At 72.7% G+C, this 24,011-nt stretch carries 21 protein-coding genes; 5 read left to right on the top strand and 16 right to left on the bottom strand.

Annotated features, from left to right (window positions below):
• Positions 1-73 precede the first annotated feature (73 nt).
• Complete coding sequence (locus ACBR40_RS36640; protein WP_344218523.1) at positions 74-319, top strand: hypothetical protein; 246 nt, start codon at positions 74-76, stop codon at positions 317-319.
• A gap of 93 nt (positions 320-412) precedes the next feature.
• Here the strand turns inward: ACBR40_RS36640 and ACBR40_RS36635 are convergent, their stop codons facing one another.
• From ACBR40_RS36635 to ACBR40_RS36620, 4 genes are all read right to left on the bottom strand, one after another.
• On the bottom strand, positions 413-1,708 hold the full coding sequence (locus tag ACBR40_RS36635) for an MFS transporter (RefSeq protein ID WP_344218525.1): 1,296 nt from the start codon (positions 1,706-1,708) through the stop codon (positions 413-415).
• A 107-nt stretch (positions 1,709-1,815) separates the two neighbouring features.
• On the bottom strand, positions 1,816-2,187 hold the full coding sequence (locus tag ACBR40_RS36630) for a nuclear transport factor 2 family protein (protein ID WP_371251690.1): 372 nt from the start codon (positions 2,185-2,187) through the stop codon (positions 1,816-1,818).
• A 19-nt stretch (positions 2,188-2,206) separates the two neighbouring features.
• Positions 2,207-2,614 carry a hypothetical protein gene (locus tag ACBR40_RS36625; protein WP_344218529.1) on the bottom strand — a complete coding sequence of 136 codons (408 nt, stop codon included), beginning with the start codon at positions 2,612-2,614 and terminating at the stop codon, positions 2,207-2,209.
• Positions 2,615-2,800: 186 nt separating this feature from the next.
• Entirely contained in the window at positions 2,801-4,465 is a 1,665-nt protein-coding gene (locus tag ACBR40_RS36620) for a class I adenylate-forming enzyme family protein (protein ID WP_371251689.1), read from the bottom strand.
• Positions 4,466-4,753: 288 nt separating this feature from the next.
• Between ACBR40_RS36620 and ACBR40_RS36615 the strand changes: the two genes are divergently transcribed.
• A complete protein-coding gene (locus ACBR40_RS36615; RefSeq protein ID WP_371251688.1) occupies positions 4,754-6,379 on the top strand; it encodes an endo-1,4-beta-xylanase in 1,626 nt (541 codons plus the stop codon).
• Between the two features lie 53 nt (positions 6,380-6,432).
• Here the strand turns inward: ACBR40_RS36615 and ACBR40_RS36610 are convergent, their stop codons facing one another.
• From ACBR40_RS36610 to ACBR40_RS36570, 9 genes are read right to left on the bottom strand one after another with little or no spacing between them, the layout of a single operon-like run.
• Positions 6,433-7,038, bottom strand: a complete 606-nt coding sequence (locus ACBR40_RS36610) for a VOC family protein (RefSeq protein WP_344218535.1) — start codon at positions 7,036-7,038, stop codon at positions 6,433-6,435.
• A 38-nt stretch (positions 7,039-7,076) separates the two neighbouring features.
• The gene (locus tag ACBR40_RS36605) at positions 7,077-7,823 is read right to left on the bottom strand and encodes a carbon-nitrogen hydrolase family protein (RefSeq protein WP_371251687.1); all 747 of its coding nucleotides are present in this window, start codon (positions 7,821-7,823) and stop codon (positions 7,077-7,079) included.
• Positions 7,824-7,827: 4 nt separating this feature from the next.
• Positions 7,828-9,423: an ABC transporter ATP-binding protein gene (locus ACBR40_RS36600; protein WP_371251686.1), complete on the bottom strand. Its 1,596-nt coding sequence runs from the start codon at positions 9,421-9,423 to the stop codon at positions 7,828-7,830.
• On the bottom strand, positions 9,420-10,487 hold the full coding sequence (locus tag ACBR40_RS36595; protein WP_371251685.1) for a serine hydrolase domain-containing protein: 1,068 nt from the start codon (positions 10,485-10,487) through the stop codon (positions 9,420-9,422). The genes ACBR40_RS36600 and ACBR40_RS36595 overlap by 4 nt, the downstream gene beginning before the upstream one ends.
• Positions 10,484-11,650, bottom strand: a complete 1,167-nt coding sequence (locus ACBR40_RS36590) for an anhydro-N-acetylmuramic acid kinase (RefSeq protein ID WP_371251684.1) — start codon at positions 11,648-11,650, stop codon at positions 10,484-10,486. The genes ACBR40_RS36595 and ACBR40_RS36590 overlap by 4 nt, the downstream gene beginning before the upstream one ends.
• Positions 11,647-12,546 (bottom strand): N-acetylmuramic acid 6-phosphate etherase, encoded by a 900-nt coding sequence (murQ, locus tag ACBR40_RS36585; protein WP_344218545.1) that lies wholly within the window; start codon positions 12,544-12,546, stop codon positions 11,647-11,649. The genes ACBR40_RS36590 and murQ overlap by 4 nt, the downstream gene beginning before the upstream one ends.
• Complete coding sequence (locus ACBR40_RS36580) at positions 12,543-13,370, bottom strand: ABC transporter permease (protein ID WP_344218547.1); 828 nt, start codon at positions 13,368-13,370, stop codon at positions 12,543-12,545. The genes murQ and ACBR40_RS36580 overlap by 4 nt, the downstream gene beginning before the upstream one ends.
• Positions 13,367-14,335: an ABC transporter permease gene (locus ACBR40_RS36575; protein WP_344218549.1), complete on the bottom strand. Its 969-nt coding sequence runs from the start codon at positions 14,333-14,335 to the stop codon at positions 13,367-13,369. The genes ACBR40_RS36580 and ACBR40_RS36575 overlap by 4 nt, the downstream gene beginning before the upstream one ends.
• Before the next feature lies 1 nt (position 14,336).
• Positions 14,337-15,896: an ABC transporter substrate-binding protein gene (locus ACBR40_RS36570; protein WP_371251683.1), complete on the bottom strand. Its 1,560-nt coding sequence runs from the start codon at positions 15,894-15,896 to the stop codon at positions 14,337-14,339.
• Positions 15,897-15,981: 85 nt separating this feature from the next.
• On the opposite strand from ACBR40_RS36570, the gene ACBR40_RS36565 reads away from it, so the two are divergent.
• Together ACBR40_RS36565 and ACBR40_RS36560 are read left to right on the top strand one after the other, a co-directional pair.
• Positions 15,982-16,860, top strand: coding sequence for a MurR/RpiR family transcriptional regulator (locus tag ACBR40_RS36565; protein ID WP_344218553.1), 879 nt, complete (start codon positions 15,982-15,984; stop codon positions 16,858-16,860).
• A 39-nt stretch (positions 16,861-16,899) separates the two neighbouring features.
• Positions 16,900-18,522 carry an arylsulfatase gene (locus tag ACBR40_RS36560; RefSeq protein WP_344218555.1) on the top strand — a complete coding sequence of 541 codons (1,623 nt, stop codon included), beginning with the start codon at positions 16,900-16,902 and terminating at the stop codon, positions 18,520-18,522.
• A gap of 15 nt (positions 18,523-18,537) precedes the next feature.
• Here ACBR40_RS36560 and ACBR40_RS36555 read toward each other — a convergent pair whose 3' ends face one another.
• The 3 genes from ACBR40_RS36555 to ACBR40_RS36545 form a co-directional block, all read right to left on the bottom strand.
• On the bottom strand, positions 18,538-19,074 hold the full coding sequence (locus ACBR40_RS36555) for an NUDIX hydrolase family protein (RefSeq protein ID WP_344218557.1): 537 nt from the start codon (positions 19,072-19,074) through the stop codon (positions 18,538-18,540).
• A gap of 180 nt (positions 19,075-19,254) precedes the next feature.
• Complete coding sequence (locus ACBR40_RS36550) at positions 19,255-20,676, bottom strand: rhamnulokinase family protein (protein ID WP_371251682.1); 1,422 nt, start codon at positions 20,674-20,676, stop codon at positions 19,255-19,257.
• Positions 20,673-21,677 carry a LacI family DNA-binding transcriptional regulator gene (locus ACBR40_RS36545; RefSeq protein ID WP_344218561.1) on the bottom strand — a complete coding sequence of 335 codons (1,005 nt, stop codon included), beginning with the start codon at positions 21,675-21,677 and terminating at the stop codon, positions 20,673-20,675. The genes ACBR40_RS36550 and ACBR40_RS36545 overlap by 4 nt, the downstream gene beginning before the upstream one ends.
• Before the next feature lie 322 nt (positions 21,678-21,999).
• On the opposite strand from ACBR40_RS36545, the gene ACBR40_RS36540 reads away from it, so the two are divergent.
• Positions 22,000-23,955, top strand: coding sequence for a beta-galactosidase (locus ACBR40_RS36540; protein WP_371251681.1), 1,956 nt, complete (start codon positions 22,000-22,002; stop codon positions 23,953-23,955).
• Positions 23,956-24,011: the final 56 nt, after the last annotated feature.

The following is a 24,011-nucleotide window of genomic DNA, read 5'->3' as shown; positions in this document are numbered from 1 at the left end:
GTAGTCACGACCCAACGCTATCTCACGCAGGGTGAACGGTTGGACACGGTTTTCCGGCTGGGACAATGGGCGCATGACGGTGTTGTTGGTGTTCGGCGAGCGGGAGGATGCCGAGGAGGTGGCCGAGACGCTGGGGGAGTGGTATCCGGCGCTCGGGGTGCCGCGGGTGGTGCGTGAGACGTTGGCCGGGGAGGACGACGCCGAGGACGCGCAGTGGCTCGTGGTGGCGGAAGGGCTCGGGGAGGGGCTGGACGAGGCGGCGCTGGCCGGCCTGGACGAGCTGGCCGAGCGTTACGACGGGTGGCGTGAGACGGGCTGAGACGCCGGCCGGCCCGGGGCAGGCTGAGGCGCCGGCCGGTTCGTGACGGGCTGGGAGGCCGGCCGGCGTGCGGGCGAGGGCACGTGGGTTGGGTCAGGTCGACTGGGTGGCGACCTGGCGGCGGGCTTTCTCGGCGAGGGCGTGCTCGTCGGTGCGGGCGTCGTAGCGGCGGAACGACGGCAGCGCGGCGGCCAGGGCGAGCACCGCGCCGACGCAGAGCAGGCCGCCCGCGCCCAGCGAGAAGCGGACGCCGCCGAGGTTGGCCATGAGGCTCGCCCGGGCGTTGCCGAGCATCGGCCCGCTGGCGTACGAGAGCAGCTCGATGCCGGCCAGCCGGCCGCGCAGCTCGCTCGGGATCGTCTGGTTCCACATGGTCGAACGGAAGATGCCGCTGATCATGTCGGCCGCGCCGGCGAGGGCGATGCAGACGACGACGAGCCAGATGTTCGGGGCCAGCGCGGCGAGCGCCACGGCCGCGCCCCACAGGGCCGCCGCGACGATCACGCCGAGGCCGTGGCGGTGCACGCGGGCCGCCCACGCCCCGGTGAGCGAGGCGATCAGCGCGCCGATCGCGCCCGCCGAGTACAGCAGCCCGAGCGCCTGTGGCGCGCGCAACTGGTCGGCGAGGAACGGGAACAGCGCCGTCGACATGGCGAACACCATGGCCGCCATGTCCACCAGGTAGGTGCCCATGAGGTCGCGGCGTCCCACCGCGTAGCGGACGCCCTCGACCAGGGAGCGCAGCGACGCGGGCGCGGCGTCCTCGGCGGGCGGCAGCGACCGGATCCGCCACAGCAGCACCAGCGAGCCGAGGAAGGTCAGCGCGTCCACCCCGTACGCCGCCGCGACGCCCGCCGAGGTCACCAGCAGGCCGCCGGCCGCCGGGGCCACGATGGCGCCGAAGTTCCAGCGGAGGCTGGACAGCACCGCGGCCGCCGCCTGCTGCTCGTGCTTGACGACCTGCTGGAAGAACGCCTCCATGCTGGGCCGCTGGAGCGAGCCGATGCCGGTGGAGATCGCGCCCATCACGTAGAGGACCCAGATCTGGGGCGTGGGCAGCATGGCGTTGACCATGAGCGCGAGCGAGGTGAACAGCAGGCCCAGCTCGCTCAGTACGATGATCTTGCGGCGGTCGAGGGCGTCGGCGATGGCGCCGCCCCAGAGCCCGCACACCACCATCGGCACGAACTCGGCCAGGCTGACCAGCCCGACCGCCAGGTAGGAGCCGGTGAGCTCCTTCATCTGGTAGGGCACCGCCACCACGGAGATGAACGTGCCGAACATCGTGATGAGCCCGGAGGCGAACATCAGCCGGTAGTCCCGGGAGTCGCGCAACGGGCTCACGTCGATGCGGAGGTCACGGAAGATGCGTTTGACGAGGCCAGGCACGACCTCAGATTGTCCGGGGCGAGGGCGGAAAACCGCAAATCGATTTCGGATCGCGAAACGCGACAGGGCCCCGGGGGCGTTCCCCCCGGGGCCCTGTCGATCGCGGGTCAGGCGGCCGGGACCCGGTCCAGGAAGCCCAGCACCCGGCGGATCCTGCCGTCCTCGGCCAGCTCCACCACGTCGAAGCCGACGGCGACCGGCTCCCCGTCCGCGGGACCGAGGTGCCAGGTGAAGCGGGCGATGTGGTGGTGGGCGTCGTACACCTCGCCCGGGGTGAACACCAGGCCGGGGAACATGCCCTGCGCGCCGGCGATCACGGCGGCGATGCCGTCGTGCCCGGCCACGTCGGCCAGCGGGTCGGTGTAGGTGGCGTCCTCGGTCCACAGCTCGGCCACGGCCTTGGCGCGGGCCTCGGCGTCGGTCTCGTTCCAGGCGGCGACGTAGCGCTCGACGAGGGTGTTGTCCATGGTGATCGTCATCTCCTCGGTGGTTGTTCGTTCAGCTGACGCGGGCCTTGCGCAGGCCCATGATCTGCAACTCGGCGAAGGCGGCCACGGTGACGGCCTGGGCGATGGCCCAGATCGCGCCGACGGTGGTGAGGCCCAGGGCTCCGGTCACCACGGCGGCGAGGCTGCCGAGGGTCCAGGCGGCGTTCAGGGCGATCACGGTCCGCGGGCCGGCCTGTCCGAGGTCGCGGCGGGTGGCCAGCAGGCCGACGGCCACGCCGTAGACCAGGAGGAAGGCGCCGATGCCGCGCAGCAGGCCCGTGTCGGGGCCGAGCAGGTCGGCGACGGGGCCGGCGAAGGCGAGGTAGACCAGGCCGTTGCCGCCGGTGACGACGGCGTCGGCGACAAGGGCGAGGCGCAGGAATCTGGCCTTGTCGGCGGTGACGGTTACGGCGGTCATATCGGGCCCTCCTTGAGGTGGCTGTCCTTGCGACACCTCGAAGATGTCAGCCACGGGGTAGGGGGCGCGATTACGCGTCAGGTAAGCGAAGGTGCGGAAACAGGGGCTGAGCTGGGGAGACGACGGCGAAAATGGGCGCAAGAAGGCGCGGTCGCCCCCTCGGAGCGACCGCGCCTTCGTAGCTGATCAGGACGTGCCGAGGACCTCGCGGCGCAGGTGCGTCTTGAGGATCTTGCCGCCGGGGTTGCGCGGCAGCTCGCCCTCGCGGAACCACACGTGCACCGGGATCTTGAACTTGGCCAGCCGCCCGGCCAGGAACTCCCGCAGCTCGTCCGCCGTGACCGAGGCGCCCAGCGCGAGCCTGACGACGGCGCCGACCTCCTCGCCCAGCTCGTCGTGCGGCACCCCGATCACGGCGGCGTCGTCCACCGCCGGGTGCTCGAACAGGGCGGCCTCGACCTCGGCGCAGTAGACGTTCTCGCCGCCGCGGATGACCATGTCCTTGGCGCGGTCCACGATGTAGACGAAGCCGTCCTCGTCGATCTTCGCCAGGTCACCGGTGTGCACCCAGCCGTCGACGAACGTCTCGGCCGTGGCCTCGGGCTTGTTCCAGTAGCCGAGGATGACGTTGGGGCCGCGGATGCACAGCTCGCCGACCTCGCCGGGGGCGAGCTGCTCGCCCATCGGGTCCACGACGCGTACGTCCACGACGGGTGAGGGCACGCCGATGCTGTCCGGCTTGGCGTGGTAGTCGGCGCCGCCGTTGCCGATCGCGAGGGCGCTGGTCTCGGTCATGCCGTAGCCGTTGGAGGGCGCGCGGTCGGGCAGGTTGGTGGTGATGCGCTCCAGCAGCTTGGGCGGGGCGGGGGCGCCGCCGTAGCCGAGCGTGGAGAGGGACGACAGGTCGTACTTGTCGAAGTCGGGGTGCGACATGAGCTGCCAGGCGTTGGTCGGTACGCCGATCATGGCGCTGACCTTCTCCCGCTCGATGAGGCGCAGCGCCTGCCCGGCGTCCCATTTGTACATGAGCACCAGGCCGCCGCCGCTGAACATCGTCGTCGTCATGGCCGAGAAGCAGCCCGTGACGTGGAACAGCGGCACGGTCAGCAGCGTGATCCGGCGGGTCCCGGCCGCCGCGGCCGGGTCCTTGCCGGCCAGCGCCACCGAGCGCATGAGGCCGTAGGCGACGGTCATGGGGGACTGGCCGATGTTGCGGTGGCTGCCGAGCGCGCCCTTGGGGTTGCCGGTGGTGCCGGAGGTGTAGAAGATCGTGGCCGGGTCCTCGGGGGACAGCTCGACCTCGGGCAGCGTCACGTCGGCCGTGACCTCGCCGAGGACGTCGGCGAACGCCCGCGCCCCGCCGGTGGCCTCGCCCCTGGTGACGATCATCGGCACGCCGGTGGAGGCCAGCCGTCCGGCCCGCTCGCCGTCGGCGATGAGCACCTTCGCGCCGGAGTCGTGTACGCCGTAGGCCAGCTCGTTCTCGGTCCACCAGGCGTTGAGCGGCACGGCGACGGCTCCGGCGGCCAGCACGGCGGAGAAGGAGATCACCCATTCGGGGTAGTTGCGCATGGCCACGGCCACGCGGTCGCCCTTGCGCACGCCGTACTCGTCGATCAGGCGGTGGGCCAGCGTCGCGGCACGGCGGAAATGGTCCTCGAACGTGATGTGCTCGTCCTCGTAGACGAGGAAGACCTTCTCGCCGTGGAACCTGCTCATCTCCAGCAGCGCCCGGAAATGGGCGGGTGCGTGCTTCCACGTTCGTACCCCGGTGTCGCCTATCTCCTCCATCTCGAAGAGCTGGCCGGGGCCGGTGAGCTGGGCCTGGACCTGGGCGTGCGTAAGGGTCATCTGCAGAACGCTCCCCGCTGTGGACGATTATTCTGGATAAGTCACAGTACCGACCGGTCAGTACGTTTCGCTAGAGTTACGTTCTACGTGAAACTTTCATGACTGTGCCGATACTTTCAGCCTCCCAACTGCTGCTTTGGCGTCCGGCGAGCCTCGGCATTGACCCTCAACGGGCCGGTCAATACCGTCGGCGATGCGATCCATGAGGGATCGAAACTTTCGGATCGAATGCCCGCCCCCCGGAGGTCGATGTCCGTGCTTTCGTCCGCGCTCGTCAGAATCCTCACTTTGCTGGGGATTTTCGCAGCCTTCCTGCTGCCCACCACCTCGGCCCAGGCGTCCGCGCCGCTGCGCACGCACGCCGCTGCCAAGGGCAAGTTCATCGGCACGGCGCTCGCCACCGGCCCGCTCGGCAGTGAGACCTCCTACCGCACCATCGCGGGCACCGAGTTCAACCAGATCACCGCCGAGAACGCGATGAAGTGGGAGTCCACCGAGCCCAACCCGGGCCAGTTCACCTTCAGTGGCGCCGACCAGATCGTCGCCTTCGCCACCCAGAACAACCAGCAGGTCCACGGCCACACCCTGGTCTGGCACCAGCAGACGCCCGGCTGGGTGCAGGGCCTCGGCGCCAGCGCCATGCGCTCGGCGATGCAGAGCCACATCGCCCAGGTCGTCGGCCACTACGCCGACAACCCGGCCGTGGTCTCCTGGGACGTCGTGAACGAGGTCTTCGACGAGAACGGCGGCTGGCGCTCGTCGTTCTGGTACAACACGCTGGGCCAGAGCTTCGTCGCCGACGCCTTCCGCGCCGCCCGCGCCGCCGACCCCGACGCCCGGTTGTGCATCAACGACTACAACGTCGAGGGCATCAACGCCAAGAGCACCGCGATGTACAACCTCGTCTCGTCGCTGCGCCAGCAGGGCGTCCCCGTCGACTGCGTGGGCCTGCAGAGCCACCTCTCCATCCAGTACGGCTTCCCGAGCGACATGCAGCGGAACATGGAGCGCTTCGCCGCCCTCGGCGTGCAGGTCCGGGTCACCGAGCTCGACGTGCGCATGCCGACGCCGCGCGACAGCTCCAAGGACACCACCCAGGCCACCTACTACCGCAACGTCGTCAACGCCTGCCTCGCGGTGACGGCCTGCGCCGGCGTCACCATCTGGGGCTTCACCGACAAGCACTCCTGGGTGCCGGACACCTTCCCCAACGAGGGCTTCGCGCTGCCGTGGGACGCCAACTACCAGCAGAAGCCGGCGTACACGGCCGTGCACGACGCGCTGGCGGGCGGCACGAGCGGCGACACCACCCCGCCGAGCACTCCCGGCACGCCGACGGTCGGCACGGTCACCTCCAACTCCGCCGCGCTGACCTGGAGCGCCTCCACCGACACCGGCGGCAGCGGCCTGGCCGGCTACAACGTCTACCGCGAGCAGGGCGCCACCGACACGCTGCTCGGCCAGAGCAGCACCGCCTCGATCACGCTGACCGGGCTGAGCCCCAGCACGCAGTACCAGGTGTACGTGCGCGCCAGGGACGGCGCGGGCAACCTGTCCGGCGACTCCGCGCTCGCCACGTTCACCACCCAGGACGGGCCGGGCGGGGGCGGCGGCTGCACCGCCACCGGGACCGTGCAGACCCAGTGGAGCGGCGGCTACGTGGTCCAGCCCGTGACCGTCACCAACACCGGCACCTCCGCCATCACCGGCTGGACCGTCACCTTCACCCTGCCCGCCGGGCACACCCTGGTCGGCTCGTGGAACGCCACCCTGACGGTGAGCGGCCAGACCGTGACCGCCAAGAACGCCGCCTACAACGGCAACCTGGCCCCGAACGCCGCCACCTCGTTCGGCTTCCAGGTGAGCCGCCCGAGCGGGAACACGCAGACTCCCTCCACCTACACCTGCGCCTGACGGCCGGGCAGACCGGGCACCCCTGGACCGCGCTCCGGGGGTGCCCGTCCCGTTCAGCGCTCCAGCGTGATGCCCTCGCGGCGCAGGTCCTCGATCACGCCGTCGACCAGCCGGGTGGCGACCGTGTGGCGCAGCCTGCCCTCCTCGCGCAGCTCGCGCACGGCCGGCACCGGGTCGGGGTCGGCGAACAGCCGCTCGTCGGAGTGGTCGGCCGGGCGGCCGGTCGGGTCGAGCGTCCACCAGGACGCCTCCAGGGCGATGCCGTTGGGGTCGCTGAAGTAGATCGAGCGCAGGAAACCGTGGTCGATGACGTCGGTGACCTCGCAGCCGTGCGCCTTCAGCCGGTCGCGCATGCGGTTCAGCGCCTCCTCGTCCGGCAGGTGCAGCGACAGGTGGTCGAACTGCGCCGCCCGCGCGTACGGGACGCCCGCGGGCTTGGCGAAGCTGTCGAGCGGCTGGTCGGCGTACTCGAAGAAGGCGACCGTGTTGCCGGGCGCGACGTCGAAGAAGTAGTGCTTGAACGCGGGGACGGCCAGGGTGGCGACGAGCCGGGCGCCGAGCACGCCGTGCCAGAAGCGCACGGTGGCGTCCATGTCCGCGGTCACCAGGGCGAGATGGTGCACGCCGCGCCAGTGCACCTGATCGGGGGTCTCAGCCATACGTCAACCGTATGCCTTTCAACTATCGCAGGTAAGCCCTAACGGAAGCCGCGCTCTGACCTGTCGCGGCGGAAGGCGTCCAGACGGCCGAAGTCCAGCTCGTGGACGGAGACGGCGTCGTCGGGCGGACCGGTGAAGAAACCGGTGTGGGTGTGCGGGCACGGGTTGGCGAGGCCGGTCACGCCCGCGCACGGATGCCCGTGGTAGGTGGTCTCGTGGTGCCAGTCGCTCACGGCCACGTACGTCATGAACTCGTACGCGCGGGCCACGCTCATGTGCTGCCAGAGCTGCCGGGCGGGGGCGGGACCGTCCCAGCGGGTCACCGAGAAGGCCGGCACCAGCACGGCGTCCGGGCCGTCCGCGCCCGCCAGGCTGGCCGAATACCACAGGTCGGCGCAGAGCAGCACGTGCAGGCGGCGGCCGTGCAGCTCGAAGCCGCCGCCGGGACGGCCGGGGACGACACCGGAGCGCAGCTCCAGCCCGTAGGGGTGGGCCTTGTCGTACTCGGCGAGCAGCGCGCCGTCCGGGCCGGCCGCCGCGCCCCGGTTGACCCGCCCGCCCGGGGCCGAGTCGTCGTAGTGGGAGCCGCCGACCACCGCCATCCCCGAGCCCCTGGCCAGCTCCCGCACCCGCGCCAAGTAGTCGGCGCGCGGTAAGGACGCGCCGGCCAGCTCGGGCAGGATCATCAGCTCGGCGGAGCCGGGGGTGACCAGCGTCTCGACGGCGTCGAAGTTGGCATGGCCGTCGGGGGAGTAGCGCGGCGGCTGCACAAGGAGGATCTTCACCCTCCTACTCTGTCCCCCCGGGGATGGCGGCCAGCAACTCCCGGGTGTAGCCGTCGGCCGGCCGGTCGAAGATCTCCTCCGTCGTGCCGCTCTCCACGATCCGGCCGCGCCGCATCACGTGCACCTGATGCGAGATCATCCGGACCACCGCCAGATCGTGGCTGATGAACAGGTAGCTGAGGCCCAGCTCGCGCTGCAGCTCGCCGAGCAACTCCAGGATCTGCGCCTGGACCAGCACGTCGAGCGCGGAGACCGCCTCGTCGAGCACCACCAGCTCGGGCGACAGGGCGAGGGCCCGCGCGATGGCCACCCGCTGGCGCTGGCCGCCGGACAGCTCGTGCGGCAGCCGCTCGCCCATCGACGCCGGCAGCGACACCTGCTCCAGCAGATCGGCGGCGGCCTTGCGGCGCTCGGCCGCGGTGCCGACGCCGTGCACGCGCAGCGGCTCGGTGATCGACTTCTCGACGGTGTAGCGGGGGTCGAGCGAGGCGTACGGGTTCTGGAAGACCGGCTGCACCCGGCGGCGGAAGGCGAACAGCTCGCGCCGCCCCAGCCCGGCCAGGTCGGTGCCGTCGAACCGGATGCCGCCCGCGGTGGCCGCCTCCAGCCCGAGCACCAGGTTGGCGGTCGTGGACTTGCCCGAGCCGGACTCGCCCACGATCGCGACGGTGCGCCCGCGCGGGATCCGGAAGGACACGTCGTCCACCGCGACCAGCTCCTCGTCCGTGCCGCGCAGCGGGAAGACCTTGCGCAGCCCCTCGACCACGACCAGGTCCTCGGGCGGCGGTCCCGGAGGCTCGGCCACGCGCACCGACGACAGGCTCGGGGCCGCGCGCAGCAGCCGCCTGGTGTAGTCGTGGCCGGGCGCGGCCAGGATCTCGGCCGCCGGTCCCGTCTCCACGATCTCGCCCTGGTACATCACGGCCACCACGTCCGCCCGCTCGGCCGCGAGCGCCAGGTCGTGCGTGATGAGCAGCACCGCCGTGCCCATCTCCGCGGTGAGCGCGGTGAGCTGGTCGAGGATGCGCCGCTGCACGGTCACGTCCAGCGCGGAGGTGGGCTCGTCGGCGATGAGCAGCCGCGGCCGGCAGGCCAGCCCCATGGCGATCAGCGCCCGCTGGCGCATGCCGCCGGAGAACTCGTGCGGGTACTGCCCGATCCGCCGCTCCGGGTCGGGGATGCCGACCAGGTCCAGCAGCTCCAGCACCCGCGCGCGGGCCGCCCTGCCGGTGGCCGCGCCGTGCACCTCCAGGGCCTCGGCGATCTGGTCGCCGACCTTCATGAGCGGGTTGAGGTTCGACATGGGGTCCTGGGGGACCAGGCCGATGCCCGCGCCGCGGATCGCGGTCATCTCCCTGCGGCTCGCCCGCGCCAGGTCGCGCCCCTCGAACAGGATCTCCCCGGCGGTGATGCGGCCGTTGTCCGGCAGGAGCCGGTTGATCGCGGCGGCCGTGGTCGACTTGCCCGAGCCCGACTCGCCGACGACCGCGACGGTCTGGCCGGGCAGGATGTCCATCGAGACGTTCCGTACGGCGGTGACGTCCTGCTTGCGGGTGCGGAAGGCGACCGACAGGCCGCGGATCTCCAGGAGCGGGGTCATGCGTTCCTCGTCTGTCGCGTGACGGCCTGCAGCAGGCCGTGCCAGAGGTCGTCGGTCGGCGTCGGCTCGCCCGTGACGAGCAGGCGGTTGCTCGCCACGACCAGGGCCACGTCCCGGCCGGGGACGAAGCCGATCGCGCAGCCGACGTACCCGGGGTGGCCGAGCACGGTCACGCTCTCGCCGCCCAGGTCGAGGGCGTAGCGGCGGAAGCCGAGCGCCTGCTCGGGGTCGGGGCCGGGGGCGAAGAACTCGCGGACCGTCTCCGGCCGCCACAGACGGTCGTGCTCCTCGTACCGGGACATCGCCAGGCAGTAGCGCAGCAGGTCGGGCACGGTCGAGAAGAGCCCCGCGTGCCCGGCGACGCCGTCGAGGGCGTGGAAGGCGTTGCCGTCGGCCGGCTCGCCCAGCACCGGCCCGCGCCGCCAGCCCGCGAAGTCGGAGCTGCGATAGGGGACCGGGTACGGGCGGCCGGTGTCGAGCATGGTCATCTCCACCCGGTCGTCGAGCGCGCTCATGGCGACCTCGGTGCCCGTGGGCCGGGCGTAGGTGGTGCGGGTCAGGCCGAGCGGCCTGGTCACCAGCTCGGCCACGGCACGGTCCAGCCGCAGCCCCGTCACGGCCGAGACGATCCGGCCGAGCAGGATGAAACCGAGGTCGGAGTAGTGCCGGGCGCGGCCGGGCCGGTAGCGGGGCGGCGGCAGGTCGGCCCGCACGTACAGCGGCCACCACTCCCACAGGCCGCCCCGGTGCAGCAGCAGGTCCCGTACGGTGATCGCCTCGTACGAGTGCGGCAGGTACGCGCTCAGCGGCGCGTCCAGGTCCACGAGCTGCTCCGACACCAGCCGGATGAGCGCCGTCGTGGTCGCCACGACCTTGGTGACCGAGGCGAGGTCGTGGTGGGTGTCCGGCGTCATCGGGGCCTCGCCGGCCAGCGCCCCGCCCTCCTGGCGGACGGTGCGGTGGCCGGTGCACTCGTCGAGGTCGAACCACGGCGTGCGGGCGGCGGTGATCAGGCCGGGCGGCGGCTCGGGCGGCCGCTCGGCGGCGGCCGGATCCCCGCTCATCGGGCCAGCACCAGCGATCGGGGCGGCGTCGTGACCGGCGCGGGCAGCACCAGCGGCCCCGCGCCGGGGGTCAGCGTGCCGAGGACGCGCGGCGCGGACGCGCCCGTCCCGCCGGGCACCGTGCCGGGCAGGCCGTGCGCGCTCAGCCAGCCGATCAGCGCGAACGCGATGGCCTCCTTGTCGTCGGCGGGCGCCCCGTAGGCGTCCGACGGCGACACCCGCACGCCGGGCAGGGCCGCGCGCAGGCCGTCCATGATGACGGGGTTGCGGCAGCCGCCGCCGGAGACCACCAGCGTCGCCACCCCGGCGGCCCGCACGTCGGCGGCCACGGTCCGCACGGTCAGCTCGGCGAGCGTCGCCACCAGGTCGGCGTCGCTCACGTCCCCTTCCGGCAGGCCCGCCAGGGCGGCCTCCACGTAGCCCAGGTGGAACAGCTCCTTGCCGGTGCTCTTCGGCGGGGCCAGCCGGTAGTAGGGCTCGTCCAGCAGCGCCGCCAGCAGGCCGGGGTGCACCCGCCCGGAGGCCGCGATCGCGCCGCCGGCGTCGTAGCCCCTCGGGTCCAGGCCGCGGGCGGTCACCACGGCGTCGATGAGCGCGTTCGCCGGGCCGATGTCGTAGGCGTACAGCCGGCCGTCGCGCAGCACGGTCATGTTCGAGATGCCGCCCAGGTTCAGCGCGGCGGCACCGTTCTCCAGGCCGCCCAGCAGCAGCCCGTCCAGCACCGACACCAGCGGCGCGCCGTGCCCGCCCGCCGTGATGTCGCGGATGCGCACGTCCGACAGCACCGGCACGCCGGTCCGCTCGGCGATCCAGGCCGGCTGCCCGATCTGCAGGGTGCCGCGCGCGTGCGCCTCCTCCACCCAGTGGAACACCGTCTGCCCGTGCGAGACGATCAGGTCGACCGGCCCGCCCGCCTCGATCGCCGCCGCCGCGGCCTCGGCGAAGCACTGCCCGATGAGCGTGTCCAGCACGCACACCTCCGCCAGCGTCACGGGCGCGGGCGGCAGCGTCGCGAGCAGCCGCGCCCGCAGCTCCGCCGGGTACGGCGTGCTCGCCGTGTGCCCGACCCGGCCGCGCAGCACCTCACCCTCCGGCGTGAAGTCGACGACGGCCACGTCGATGCCGTCGTGCGAGGTGCCGGAGATCATCCCGAGAATCCTCATGCCCGCTCCCCAAGAGCCGCCCGCAGCCGCCCGCCGGCCCCGGCCAGCCGCGCCGCGGCCTCCTGGGGCGTCAGGTCGAAGCGCGAGGCGACGACCGCCTGCTTGACGTTGAAACCGTTCTGCCGCAGGGCGGACAGCGCCTCGGCGCGCCCGGCCCCGGTGATCGCGCGCACGATGCGCACGGCTCGCTCGCGCAGCTTGCCGTTGCTCGGCCGCACGTCCACCATCAGGTTCCCGTACGTCTTGCCGAGCCGCACCATGACGATGGTCGAGAACATGTTGAGCACGAGCTTCTGCGCCGTGCCCGCCTTGAGCCGGGTCGAGCCGCTGATCACCTCGGGCCCGACCGGCACCTCGACGGCGTACGCGGCCGCCGCGCCGAGCGGCGTCCCGGTGTTGCAGGCCAGGCCCACGGTCAGCGCGCCGCGCTCGGCCGCCCGCCGCACCGCGGCCACCACGTACGGCGTCCGCCCGCTGGAGGCGATGCCCACGACGGTGTCGAGCGGCCCGACGCCGGCCCCGTCGATCGCGGCGGCACCGGCCTCCTCGTCGTCCTCGGCACCCTCGCAAGGCGCGACGATCGCCCGCGGGCCGCCCGCGATGATCGCGAACACCTGGTCGGGCGGCGTCCCGAAGGTCGGCGGGCACTCGGAGGCGTCCAGCACGCCGAGCCGCCCCGGCGTGCCCGCCCCCACGTAGATCAGCCGCCCGCCGCGCTGCATGCGCTCGGCCGTGGCCTCGATGGCCGCGACGATCTGGGGCAGCGCTCCCGCCACGGCGGCGGGGACGGTGGCGTCGGCCGCGTTCATGGTCGCGGCGAGCTCCGCGACGCTCATCGTGTCGATGCCGGAGAAGCGGGGGTCGGCCGCTTCTGTGGTCAGGTTGGTCAGATTCACCGCTTGCCTCGGTTTCGCGGGTCGAGTGTGTCACGCAGGCCGTCGCCCAGCAGGTTCAGCCCCACCACGAGCAGCACGACGACCGCGCCAGGTGCGATCAGCGTCCACGGGGCCACGAACACCAGGCTGCGCGCCTCGAAGATCATCGAGCCGAGCGACGGCGCGGGCGGCGGCGTGCCGAGCCCCAGGAAGCTCAGCGACGCCTCGGTCAGCACCGCCCAGGACAACGACAGGGCGACCTGGATGACGATGATCGAGGTGATGTTGGGCAGCACGTGCCGGAACATGATCTGCGCGCGGCTCTGGCCGGTCGCCACCGCGGCTTTGACGTACTCGATCTCCCTGAGCGACAGCACGGGGCCGCGGGTGACGCGGATGAAGATCGGCACGTACACGATGGCGATGGCCACCGCCACGGTGAACCAGTTGCGCTCCAGCACCGACGCCAGCGACAGCGCCAGCAGCAGCGGCGGGAACGCGAACAGCACGTTCGTCACCCCGCCGATCGCGCCGTCGGCGAGGCCCCGGTAGAAGCCGGACACCAGGCCGCCGAGCGTGCCGAGCGCGGTCGCGAACGCCACCGCGACGACCGCGATGAGCGCCGAGTTGCCGACCCCGGCCGCGACCCGAGCGAACACGTCCCTGCCGAACTGGTCGGTCCCGAACAGGTGCGACCCCGACGGCGCGAGGAAGCGCTCCGGCGGGTTCTGCGCGATCGGGTCGTAGGGCAGCAGCCCGAGGAACGACAGCGCCGCCACCACGGCCAGCAGCACCAGGATCACCGTGCCCGACACCGCGGCGGGGCTCCTGCGCAGCGCGCTCACGACGCCCTCACCCGCGGGTCGATCACCCGGTAGAGCACGTCGGTCAGCAGGTTCACCAGCACGAACGCCAGCGCGATCACCAGCACGGTGCTCTGCACGACCGCGTACTCCTTCTGCTGGATGCCGAGCAGCACCTGCCGCCCGATGCCGGGCACGGAGAAGATCTGCTCGACCACGACCGCGCCGCCGAGCAGGTAGCCGAACTGCAGGCCGGTCATGGTGACGATGGGCACGAGCGCGTTGCCGAGCACGTGCCTGACCTGCAGCCGCCGCTCCGGCACGCCCTTGGCGCGGGCGGTGCGGACGAAGTCCTCCGAGCGCACCTCCAGCACCGCCGCCCGGGTGGTGCGCAGGATCGGCGCGGCGATGCCGAAGCCCAGCACGAGCGCGGGCAGGACCATCTGCCGCAGGTTGAGCAGCGGGTCCTCGGCCAGCGTCGCGAAGCCCTGCCCATTGGGGTTGAAACCGAACGAGGCGGCGAACACCGACAGCAGCGTGGTGGCCAGCAGGAACGCCGGGATCGACAGCCCGGCGAGGCTCACGACCTGCCCGAGCGCGTCCCGCGCCGCGTTCGGGCGGGAGGCGGCCAGCATGCCGAGCGGCACCCCGATGAGCAGCGCCAGCAGGATCGACAGCACCGCCAGCTCGGCCGTCACCGGCAGCGAGCGCAGCGTGAGGTCGAGGACGCTCTGCTGGTTGCGGGCGGAGTAGCCGAAGTTGCCGGTGAACATGTTGCCGAGCCAGGCGAAGAACTGCGCGACCAGGGGCCGGTCGAGCCCGTAGTAGCGCTCCAGCGCCGCCTGCTGGGCCGGGGTGAGCGCGGCGGCCTCGGTGCCGAGACCCGCGGTGATCTGGTTGCCGGGGATCGCCCGCAGCATGACGAACACGAACACCGCCACCCCGAACAGGGTGCCCGCCGTGCCCGCCGCCCGCCGGACGGCCCGGTTGCGGAGGAACGCTCTCATGTCAGGAGACGGACGCGGCGCGCAGCGACTGCAGCGAGCCGTTGGCCATCGGCGTGAAGCCCTGCACGCCCGAGGTCGTCGCCGTGTAGGTGTAGCCGGAGAACAGCCAGATCCAGGCCGCGTTGTCCTCCAGCTCGGCGGCCACCTGGTCGTAGATCGCCTTGCGGGCGGCCTGGTCGGTGGTCGCCTTGCCCTCGGCGAACAGCTTGTCCAGCTTGTCGGAGCTGTAGCCGGCGACCTTGTTGAGGTTGCCGTCGCTGGTGAAGTAGCGGCCGTAGGAGCCGTCGGGGTCGGGACGGCCGCCGTTGAGCGCCACGGCCGCGTCGAAGTCGGCGGCCACCCAGCGGTCCACGAACGCGCCGGACTCCAGCACCTCCAGGTCCAGGTTGATCTTGGCCTCGGCGAGCTGGGCCTTGAGGTTCTGGGCCTCGTTGACGGAGGTGGCGTACTCGCCCTGGGAGACGATGGTCTTGATGGTCACCCCGCCGGACTTGCCGGCCTTGGCGAGGTAGTCGGCGGCCTTGGCCAGGTCGCGGGCGGGGCAGGGCCGCTTGTTCGGGTCCGACTTGAAGGCCGGCGCGGTGTTGGGTCCCGTCACCTCGCCCTCGCCCAGCGCGGCGGTGTCGAGCACCTGCTTGCGGTCGATCGCGCACTGCACGGCCAGGCGCACGTTGACGTCGCCGAGCTCGCCGCGGCGCGCGTTGAGCTGGAGCACGTGGTAGTTGAGCTGCGGGGTCTTGGCGACGGTGATCGTGCCGCCGCCCTCGGCGGTCTGCGCCACCAGCGGGTCGTTGAAGACGGCGAGCTGCACGTTGCCCGACTGCATGGCCGAGACGATGGACGACTCGTCGGGGATCACCCGGAACTCGACCGCCGGCGACTTCGCCTTCTCCGCGCCCCAGTACGCGTCGTTCCTGGTCAGCGTGATCGACTGGCTCGGCACCCGCTTGCCCAGCTTGAAAGGGCCGGTCCCGTTGGGGGTGGCCGACAGCTTCTCCTCGGTGTCGTCGGAGGAGAGCATCGCCATGTTCACCGTGGCCAGGTTGGCGGGCAGCGCGGCGTCCGGGGCCGACAGCTTGAGCACCACCGTGGTCGCGTCGGGCGCCTCGACGGACTTCACCGACGACAGCGAGGCGCGGGCCACGGCCGCGGTCTTCTCGTCCATGATCTTGTCGAGTGAGGACTTGACGTCCGCGGAGTCGAAGGCGCTGCCGTCGGCGAAGGTGACGCCCTGGCGCAGCTTGAGCGTCAGGGTCTTGCCGTCCTCCGAGGCCTCCCACGACTCGGCCAGCCCGGGGACCACGTTGAGGTCCTTGTCGAACTCGGTCAGCGTGCCGTACAGGTTCTGCAGCACGTTGACGGCCTGGAACTGGGTGGCCTTCCAGGGGAACAAGGTGTCCGGGTCGGAGGTCACGCCGACCACCAGCGGCTTGCCGCCGCCCGTCCCCTCGGCGCCAGGGGCGGGCCCGGAAGAGTCGGACCCGGAGGAGGACGAGCAACTGGCGAGGGCAAGGGACAGGGTCGCGGCGAGGGCGGCCGCGGAAAGCGCGCCACGGGGCATGGTGGCCTCCTCAGGGCATTGGGTTATAAAATTACCGAGACCCTACCACCAGGGTATTTTCTTTTCCTGACCGGGATGGTTGACGATGGCCGAGGACGCCGGCACCTTGCTGATCCGCATCCGCGCGGCCATGCCCGGCCTGCGCCCGTCCGAGCGGCGCATCGCCGAGGCGTTCGCGGCCGACCCGGCCGCGGCCAACCTGTCGATCGCCGACCTCGCCGCCCGCTGCGCCACCTCGACGACCTCGGTCGTCCGCTTCTACCGGCGGATGGGCTACGCCCATTACAAGGACTTCACCATCGACCTGACCAGGGCGCTGGCCAGGGAGGAGCTGGCCACCTCAGGCCTCGCCGAGGCGCCCGGCGACATCGACCGCAACGACAGCCTGGCCGGCATCGTCTCCAAGGTCGCCATGAACGAGACGCTGTCCATCGCCGACACCGCCCGCTCCCTCGACCTGGACGCCCTGGCCCGCGCGGTCGAGATGGTCGGCGCCGCCCGCCGCATCGACACCTTCGGCGTCGGCGCGAGCGCCCTGGTGGGCCTCGACCTGCAGCAGAAGCTCTCCCGCATCGGCCGCACCGCGATCAACTGGCACGACGCCCACTCCGCGTGGACCTCGGCCGCAGTCCTGGACGGCACCTGCGTCGCGGTGGCGGTCTCGCACAGCGGCGCCACCGTGGACACCGCCGAGTTCCTGGCCATCGCCCGCAGGTCCGGCGCGGCCACGGTCGCGATCACGAACTTCCTCGACTCTCCGCTGGCCCGCGCGGCCGATGTGACCCTCACCACGGCCGCCCGCGAGACCGCGTTCCGCTCCGGGGCGCTCGGCAGCCGCATCGCCCAGCTCATGGTGGTGGACTGCCTGTTCACCGGGGTCGCCCAGGCGTCCTACGACGCGTCGATGGCGGCGCTGCGCGACACGTACGCGGTGGTGCACCCCAGGGCGGTCAAGCGCGGCTAGCGGTGGGCGGCGGACCGCCATGTCCGATATGGTCCCGTCGTGATCAACGGGCCCTCCCGCCGCGCTCTCCTCGCCGGAACCCTCGCCGGCCTCGCCGCCTCCCCGTCGTCCCCCGCCTCCGCGGCGGCCAGGGGAGGGTTACCCTTCCGTCCCAACATCCTCGTCATCCTCGCCGACGACCTGGGATGGGGAGAGCTCGGCAGCTACGGCCAGCGCCTGATCAGGACACCGCACCTGGACCGGATGGCGGCCGAGGGCGTGCGCTTCACCGACGCCTACGCGGGCGCCCCGATCTGCGCGCCCTCCCGCTGCGCGCTGCTCACCGGGCTGCACGCCGGCCACGGCACCGTACGCGAGAACCCCGGGGGCGGCCCCCAGCACGCGCTCACCGCGGCCGACCTCACCTTCGGCGAGCTGCTCAACCTGTCCGGCTACCGCACCGCCTGCATCGGCAAGTGGGGCTTCGGCCCCGACCGCGCCGGGCAGCCCTCGCATCCCAACGAGCGCGGCTTCGAGGAGTTCTACGGCTACCTCGGCCACAAGCACGCCCACCAGTACTTCCCGAAGTACCTCTGGCACAACGACCGGAAGGTGGGACTCGACGGCCGGCAGTACGCGCCCGACCTGTTCCGCCGACGCGCCGTCAGCTACATCGAGCAGCACCGCGACGAGCCGTTTCTGCTCTACTACCCGACGAACCTGCCGCACGCGCCGAGCGCGGTCCCCGGCGACGCCGGCCCCTACGAGAGCCGTCCCTGGAGCGACGCCAACCGCCGGCACGCCGCCCAGATCACCCGCCTGGACCGGGACGTCGCCGCGCTGACGGGCGCGCTGCGCGACAACGGGCTGGCCGGGCGCACGCTGGTGCTGTTCCTCAGCGACAACGGCCCGCACCACGAGCAGGGCGTGACGCCCGACCTGTTCGACGCCAACGGCCCCTACCGGTCAGGCAAGCGCGCGATGTACGAGGGCGGCCTGCGCGTCCCGATGATCGCCTGGTCGCCCGCGCTGCGGCCCCGCGTCGTCCGCCGGCCGGTGGCGGGCTGGGACCTGATGCCGACGCTGGCCGACCTCGCCGGGGTGCCGGTGCCCGCCCGGCTGGACGGCGTCTCCTTCCGCGGCCTGCTCACCGGCGCGAGCGCGCCCCGGCACAAGCACCTCGTCTGGAACCGGCCGGGGAAGGCGCAGGCCATCCGCCGCGGCCGGTGGAAGGCCGTGCGCATCGCCCCGGACGCCGCCGGGACCCGGCCCGAGCGCGTCGAGCTGTACGACCTGACCGCCGACCCGGGGGAGCGGCACGACCTCGCCGCCGCCCGCCCCGAGCTGGCCGCCGAGCTCACGGCCACGCTCGACGCCGAGATCGGGGACGATCCGCGCATCCCGTACGGGCTGCGCAGCGAGGTCGTCGGCGACGAGCTCGTGGTCACCCTGGAGAACGGCTCCGGCGTGCCCTGGAACGACGTCGTGCTCGGCGTGGACGGCCCGCGCAAGGCCCGCGCGAGCAAGGTGGAGCGGGTCGAGCCCGGCATGGCGATCTCGGTCGGCTTCCCGCTGCCCGCCGGCGGCCCCGGCCGCGCGGTCGCCCGCGCCGCGTTCAGGGCGCTCGGCCGCTCGCAGCTCTTCCGCCGCCCGCACGCGAGGAGCGCCCTGGCCTCCCGCTGACCTGCCCGCGACCGGTCAGGTCAGCCGGCCGACGTGGGCGAGCGCCTGCTTCAGCAGCACGCCCTGCCCGCCCGTCATCTCCTGCTGCACCGCCGGGGAGCCCGCCTCCTCCGGCGTGAACCACACCAGGTCGAGGGCGTCCTGCCGGGGCCGGCAGTCGCCCGCGACCGGCACGATGTAGGCCAGCGACACCGCGTGCTGGCGCGGGTCGTGGTAGGGCGTGACGCCCGGCGTCGGGAAGTACTCGGCGATCGTGAACGGCTGCGGCGACGCCGGGATGCGCGGCAGCGCCACGGGGCCGAGGTCCTTCTCCAGATGGCGCAGCAGCGCGTCGCGGACCCGCTCGTGGTGCAGCACCCGGCCCGAGACGAGCGCCCTGCTGACCGTGCCGTCCGACGCGATGCGCAGCAGCAGGCCGACGTGGGTGACCACGCCGTATTCGTCGACCCGCACCGGCACGGCGTCGACGTAGAGGATCGGCATGCGGCCGCGTACCGACTCCAGCTCTTCCGGTGACAGCCAGGCGGGCGTCGTTTCGGTCTTTTCGGTCATTGCTTGATCGTACGGCCTAGGTTCTCAGCGCCGTGCCCTGACCGGTGGCAGCAGGGTGCGCCCGGCCAGCCACGACGCCGTGCAGACGGCCAGCACGATGCCGAGGAACGGCAGATAGTGGACGATCTTCTTGCTCATGCTCCGACTTCTGCCCGGCGGCTCGCGGCGGGAAACGGCCGGTCAGGGCGCCCCGGGGAAGACGCGGGCGGCGGCCTCGTCCCAGGCGCGGGCGTCGCCCGAGGGCTCGTAGCGGCGCAGCGGCCCGGCCGCGGCCACCAGCGCCCGCATCTCGTCCAGGCCGGACACCAGCCCGGCGGCACGCGCCTGCACCAGCACGTTGCCGAACGTCGTCGCCTCGGCCGGTCCTGCCACCACCGGCAGGCCGCAGGCGTCGGCGGTGAGCCGGCACAGCAGCTCGTTGCGCGAGCCGCCGCCCACCAGGTGGACGACCTCGACCTCACGCCCCGACAGCTCCATGGCCTGCCGAACCGCCCGGCGGTGCCCGAGCGCCAGGCTCTCCAGCACGCACCGCACGTAGCCGGCCTCGGTGACCGGCGGGGTCTGCCCGGTGCGGCGGCACTCGGCGGCGATCCGCGCCGGCATGTCGCCCGGCGGCAGGAACACCGGCTCGTCCGGGTTGACCACGGCGGCGAAGGGCGGCTCGCCGGCCGCCGCCTTCAGCAGCTGCCCCAGGTCGGCGCCCTGCCAGGCGCGCAGGCACTCCTGCAGCAGCCACAGTCCCATCACGTTGCGCAGGTAGCGTACGGTGCCGTCGATGCCGGCCTCGTTGGTGAAGTTCGCGGCCCGGCTCTCCGGCGTCAGCACCGGCTCAGGCAGCTCCACCCCGGCGAGCGACCAGGTGCCGCAGGAGACGTAGGCGAAGGCGGGGCCGGTCGCGGGCACGGCGGCCACGGCCGAGGCGGTGTCGTGCGAGCCGACCGCCCGCACCGGGGCCGACCAGCCGAGCTCGGCGGCCACGTCGGGCCGCAGCCCGCCGATGTCCTCGCCGGGCTGCCGCAGCGGCGGGAACAGCCGGGCGGGCAGCCCCAGCCGCTCGATCAGCGGGTACGCCCACGTCCTGCCCCGCACGTCGAGCAATCCCGTGGTGGAGGCGTTGGTGACCTCCGCGCCCATCTCGCCGGTCAGCCAGTACGCCAGCAGGTCCGGCACGAGCAGCATCGTGGCCGCCCGGTCGAGCCGGTCGGCGAGCAACTGGTAGACCGTGTTGAACGGCAGCACCTGGAGCCCGTTGGTCTCGTACAGGGTCTCCGCGCCGACCTCGGCGGCCACCCGCTCGGCCACGCCCCGGGTGCGGTCGTCGCGGTAGTGCACCGGGTTGCCGAGCAGCGCGCCGCTCTCGTCGAGCAGACCGTAGTCGACGGCCCAGGAGTCGACGCCGATGGAGGAGACCGGCCCGGCGGCGCGCAGCCCGGCCAGGATCTCCCGGTAGAGGCCGAGGACGTCCCAGTGCAGCCGGCCGGCCACGCGGACCGGGCCGTTGGGGAAGCGGTGGGCCTCGGTCAGCGTGAGGCCGTCGGACAGGTCGGCCAGCATCACCCGGCCGCTGGAGGCGCCGAGGTCCACGGCGGCGAAACGGGTCATTGGGTGGACTCCCTAGCGACGAGCTCAGGCTGGAACATGATGTGCTGGTGCGCGTGCGTGTCGGGGTTGTCGCACTCGTCCAGCAGCAGCTCGGTGGCGATGCGCCCGAGCTGGTAGGTCGGCTGCCGCATCGAGCTCAGCGACACCGTCGAGGCGGCGGCGAAGTCGATGTCGTCGTAGCCGATCAGCGCCACGTCCTCGGGCACCCGCACGCCGGCGCGCAGCAGCGCCCGCAGCACGCCGAGCGCGAGCAGGTCGTTGGCGCAGAAGACGGCCTCGGGCAGGGCTTCGCCGGCCAGCAGCTCGGCGGCGGCCTTCTCGCCCCCGCGGGCGGTCATCGTGGCCGCCTCCACGACGCGCAGCTCCGCCGGGTCGATCCCGGCGCCGCGCAGCGCCGCCCGCGCGCCGTCGCGGCGCTCCACGCACTGGCGGATGGTCAGCGGGCCGGTGACGCAGGCGACGCTCCGCGCGCCCCTGGCCAGCAGGTGCGCCACGGCGGCCCGGCCGCCCGCCACGTCGTCCACGGCGACCGCGCACTGGTCGGGCCGGTGCGCGGGATGGTCCACGAGCACCACGCTGATGCCGTGCTCGCGCAGCCGGTCGAGCCGGCCGGAGTCCTCGCCGGACGGGGTGATCAGCACGCCGCGCACCCGGTGCTCGGCCAGCACCCGCAGGTTGCGGTCCTCCTTGTCGGGGGAGCCGGCCGAGTTGCCGAGGATCACGGCGTAGCCCAGCTCGCTGGCGACGTCCTCGACACCGGCGGCGACCTCGGTGAAGAACGGGTTGCCGATGTCGATCACGCTCAGGCCGATCGTCCTGCTGTGCCCGGCGCGCAGCGTCGAGGCCGAGCCGTGCCGGACGAACCCCAGCTCCCTGATGGCCGCCTCCACGCGCTCCCTGGTGGCGGGGGCGACCTTGCCCGGCCGGTTCAGGACGTTGGAGACCGTGCCGGGGGAGACGCCGGCGTGCGCGGCGACATCCTTGATGCTGACCATGGCCATGACGCCTCATTAAAACGTACCAACCGGCGGGACGCCAGTCAGCGCGCGGCTCCCGGACCGCGCCGCGCGCCGACGTCGCCGTCTTGCTGGTAAAACGTTCTACTTCCGGGGAAGAACCACCCCTCCATTGAACGGTGGCATTGAATCGTTCTTCACACCAGCCGCCGCACGTCGCGTGTCCACCGCATCGCCCCCATCGGGAAACGGCCGTTTCCCGCCCGCCGAGCAGCACTGACAGTCGTGCGAGGCGCGCCCGCCCTTGTGCCACGATGCCCAGGAACGTTTTAATCCCCGGTGAACTCCAAGGACGAAAGGCAGGCTCATGCCGGATGTCATCGCCTACGGCGGCGACTGGAACCCCGAGCAGTGGCCCGAGGAGACGTGGCAGCAGGACGTCGCGCTCATGCGCGAGGCCGGCGTCAACCAGGTCAGCCTCGGGATCTTCTCCTGGTCCGTGCTGGAACCCGCCGAGGGGGTGTTCGACTTCGGCTGGCTCGACCGGGCCATGGACCTGCTGGCCGCCAACGGCATCCGCGCCGGCCTGGCCACCCCCACCGCCTCGCCGCCGCCGTGGTTCGGCGCCTCCTACCCCGAGGCGCTGCCGGTCGACGCCGACGGCCGCCGCCTCCACCACGGCAGCAGGCAGGGCTTCTGCCCCAGCTCGCCGATCTACCGCGACCGCGCCCTGCGCGTCGCCGAGCGGGTCGCCACCCGCTACGCCGGCCATCCGGCGCTGGCGCTCTGGCACGTGCACAACGAGTACGGCTGCCACAACGCCCGCTGCTACTGCGACACCTCGGCGGAGGCCTTCCGCGCCTGGCTGCGCGCCCGCTACGGCTCGCTCGACGAGCTCAACGACGCCTGGGGCACCGCCTTCTGGTCCCAGCGCTACGGCGACTGGGCGCAGATCCTGCCGCCCCGTGCCACCCCCAGCTTCACCAACCCCGGCCAGCAGCTCGACTTCCGCCGCTTCAGCTCCGACGCCCTGGTGGAGCTCTACACCGCCGAGCGCGACCTGCTGAAGTCCGTCACCCCTGACGTCCCCGCCACCACGAACCTCATGGCCGGCGCCCACTGGGACATGGACTGCTGGGCCTTCGCCGCCGAGGTCGACGTGGTCTCCACCGACCACTACCTGATCGGGGCGCGCGCCGAGCCGCACATCGACCTGGCCTTCGCCGCCGACTACGCCCGCTCGCTGAACGGCGGCCGGCCCTGGCTGCTGATGGAGCACTCCACCAGCGCCGTCAACTGGCAGCCGCGCAACCTCGCCAAGGCGCCCGGCGAGCTGCGCCGCAACTCCCTGCAGCACCTGGCCAGGGGCGCGGACGGGATCATGTTCTTCCAGTGGCGGGCCTCCCGCGCCGGGGCCGAGAAGTGGCACTCGGCGATGCTGCCGCACGCCGGCCCCGACACCAAGATCTTCCGCGAGGTCAAGGCGCTCGGGGCCGAGCTCGCCGGGCTGGACGGCGTGCCGGGCAGCCGGGTCGCGGCCGAGGTCGCGATCCTGCTCGACCATGCGAGCGTCTGGGCACAGGACCACCCCGCCCAGCCGACCTCCGAGCTGGACCCGGTCGAGGAGGCCAAGCGCTGGCACGCCGCACTGTGGCGGGCGGGCATCACCTGCGACCTGGCCCACCCCGAGGGCGACCTGAGCGGCTACCGGCTGGTCCTGGTCCCCATGCTCTACCTGGTGAGCGACGCGGGGGCGGCCGGCCTGGCGGACTTCACCCGGGCGGGCGGCGTGACGCTGGTCGGCCCGTACAGCGGGATCGTGGACGAGCACGACCGGGTCCGCCTCGGCGGCTACCCCGGCGCCTGGCGGGAGCTGCTGGGGGTGAGCGTCGAGGAGTTCTTCCCGCTGGAGGGGCCGATCGCGCTGGAGTCCGGCGGCACCGGGACGGTCTGGAGCGAGCTGGCCCACGTCACCGGGGCCAAGGTGCTGGACGCGTACGCGACCGGCGAGCCCGCCTGGACCCGCCACGAGCAGGGCGGCGGCGCGGCCCACTACCTGACCACCCGCCTGGACGACGCGACGCTGGCCCGCGTCCTCGCGGCGGTCTGCGCCGAGGCCGGCGTGCGCCCGGCCGCCACGGCCCCGCCGGGCGTCGAGGTCGTGCGCCGGGCCCATGAGGACGGCCGCGCGTTCCTGTTCGCGATCAACCACACCGGCGCGGACGCCGAGGTGACGACGCCCGCCGGCGTCCGGGCCACCGTGCCCGCCGGCGACGTGCTGATCCTGCCCGAGGAGCCGGGCGGGGAGCAGGGGACGCATTGACAGCGCAGAGCGGGAACCATAGTTTCCTGCCCGAAGGATTAAAACGTTTTGAAGGG

Origin of the sequence: Nonomuraea sp. AD125B (assembly GCF_041402765.1) — a bacterium.
GTDB lineage: Bacteria > Actinomycetota > Actinomycetes > Streptosporangiales > Streptosporangiaceae > Nonomuraea > Nonomuraea bangladeshensis.
Note: the sequence above shows the minus strand (reverse complement) of the source record. Positions and strands in the feature narration are given on the sequence as shown.